Annotated in this window: 3 protein-coding genes; all 3 read right to left on the reverse strand. The window is 66.3% G+C overall.

Translation table 11 applies throughout. The annotated features are described in order from the left end of the window. A partial coding sequence (locus RHBS_RS27125) for an LLM class flavin-dependent oxidoreductase (protein WP_128646887.1) occupies positions 1-630 on the reverse strand: 630 nt, incomplete at its 3' end. 28 nt (positions 631-658) lie between these two features. Continuing rightward, positions 659-2026 carry an FAD-binding oxidoreductase gene (locus RHBS_RS27130; protein WP_006368857.1) on the reverse strand — a complete coding sequence of 456 codons (1368 nt, stop codon included), beginning with the start codon at positions 2024-2026 and terminating at the stop codon, positions 659-661. Then, positions 2019-2204: hypothetical protein (locus tag RHBS_RS29385; RefSeq protein ID WP_187298663.1), on the reverse strand; the 186-nt coding region annotated here is incomplete at its 5' end. The genes RHBS_RS27130 and RHBS_RS29385, both read right to left, overlap by 8 nt.

The following is a 2204-nucleotide window of genomic DNA, read 5'->3' on the forward strand; positions in this document are numbered from 1 at the left end:
CGTCCCAGCCGGAGACGCGCCCGCACTCACGAGGAGGGGCGTCGGCGCCTGCATTGTGCGCGGCTTCTTGATCCGGCCGCGCACCTGGTAGTAGTCCCCGTTGACGTCGATCGGCTCGATCTCGTTCCAGAGGCGGATCACGATGTCGGTGAACTCGCTGGCCATGTCGTAGCGTTTGTCGTGCTCGACGAATTCCTCGCCGAAGAGCGCTGCCTCGTCGGCGCTGAAACCGGTGACGACGTTCCAGCCCCAACGACCCTCGCTGAACGCGTCCAGTGTCGCCCCCATGCGGGCGACGTGGGCGGGCTTGTGGTGAGTCGTGTGGAACGTAGAGATCACGCCAATGTGCTCAGTAGCGGTGAGCAAGGCCATCGCGAGCAACGGTGCATGGTACGCGGGTGACTGATGCCCGGCTAGCTCCGCCGCTCGCTGGTGTCCTGACCAGTTGTCAGCGATGAACAGCGAGTCGAAGCCGGTGTGCTCGGCCGCCTGTGCGAGCGCGATCAGGTTGGCCTTTGTCATTTCCGGGGTGCGGCGGGCCGCTTCGTCCGAGTACAGGAAGTTGGTCTTTCCTGAAGGGAAGAAGTAGCCGAGGTGGAGCTCGTCAGCATTGGTGGGGCGGTGCTTCATGGGGATTCCTTCGTTGGGCTGGCCGGACTCAACCCGCGGGGCTGAGCATGCCTTCGGGGTCGAAGGCGGCGCGGAGGCGGCGCTGGAGCGCGAGGTCCGCCGGATCGAGTTCGCGAATCAGCCAGGGGCGTTTGAGTCGCCCCACGCCGTGTTCGCCTGATGCGGTACCACCGAGGGCGAGAGCCGCGTCGGTGATGTCGACGAACGCCGCGTGAGCGGCGCCGGCGGCCTCCGCGTCGCTGGCGTCGAAAATGATCGTTGGGTGCAGGTTTCCGTCCCCCGCGTGCCCGAACACACCGATGGTCAGGCCTCGTCGGTCCGCGATATGTTCGATCGCTGCGATCAGTTCGACGATCCGCGGTACGGGCACGCAGACGTCGTCGAGCAGCCAGTCGCCGAGCCCCTCGAGTGCGGGGAGTGCCATCCGGCGGGTCTGTAGGAGCATGTCTGATTCTTGGGGGTCCGAGCTGGTCACGACATCGGTGGCTCCACTGGCCGAGAGAATCGCGGCCAACTCGTCCTGCGCCGATTGAGGCATGTTGCCTTCGTACTGGATGAGCAGCAGTGCATTCACGCCCGCGAGATCCATGCCAGTGTGGTGCTCGACCGCGCGTACCGTGGTCCCGTCGAGGATCTCCACCATGGAGAAGGGCGTACCCGAGCGGTGGACTCCGACGATGGCGCGTCCCGCGGCGACGAGAGCATCGAAGGTCGCGAGGACGGTCGTCGGTGGTGCCGGCGCCGGCACCAATCGGACCGTAGCCTCGGCGACCATGCAGAGTGACCCCTCCGATCCGACGATGAGTCCGGTCGTGTCGTAGCCGACCACACCCTTTCGCGTCGTGTGACCGGTTCGCATGATCGTGCCGTCGGCGAGTACCACGGTGAGTGCGGCAACGTAGTCGCGCGTGACGCCATACTTCACGCAGCACATTCCGCCGGCATTCGTCGCAATGTTGCCGCCAATGGTGCACATCTCAACGCTGCCCGGATCCGGCGGGTAGTGGAGCCCGACGGCTCCCGCCGCGGCCCGGAGGTCGGCGGTCACCACGCCAGCCTGCACGGTGGCGAGCCGCGCTTCGGCGTCGATGTCGACGATCGTCTTTAGGCGATGAGTGCTCACCATTACCGCCCCCGACGCGCCGTTTGCGCCCCCGCTTAGGCCGGATCCAGCGCCGCGGATCACGACCGGCACAGAGTGTCGATGCGCCGCGGTGAGACAGAGGGATGCCTCCGCGGTACTGCGCGGTGCGAGGACTACCGCGGGAACACTCCAAGACGTGAATCTTGACTGGTCGCGCGCGTAGCTGGCGGTGATATCGGGGTCGGTGATGACGAGGTCGGACGGCAGCTCGTCGACGAGTGCTCCGATTCCGATGTCGATGACGCTAGTCACCGGACTGTCCCCCGAAGATCGATGTGACCGGCGGTGTGAGAGCGAGGATGTGTCCCATCGACGTCGCCATGAGGTAGTAGCCGATCTGCAGGAGGACGCCGGCTGCGACGCTCGGACCGGCAGCGGTACTCAGTTTGGCGAGTGCCGCCCGCGCGCCGGCCCAGTCCCCGCGCGCAGC

Origin of the sequence: Rhodococcus sp. BS-15 (assembly GCF_000813105.1) — a bacterium.
Taxonomy (GTDB): Bacteria; Actinomycetota; Actinomycetes; order Mycobacteriales; family Mycobacteriaceae; genus Rhodococcoides.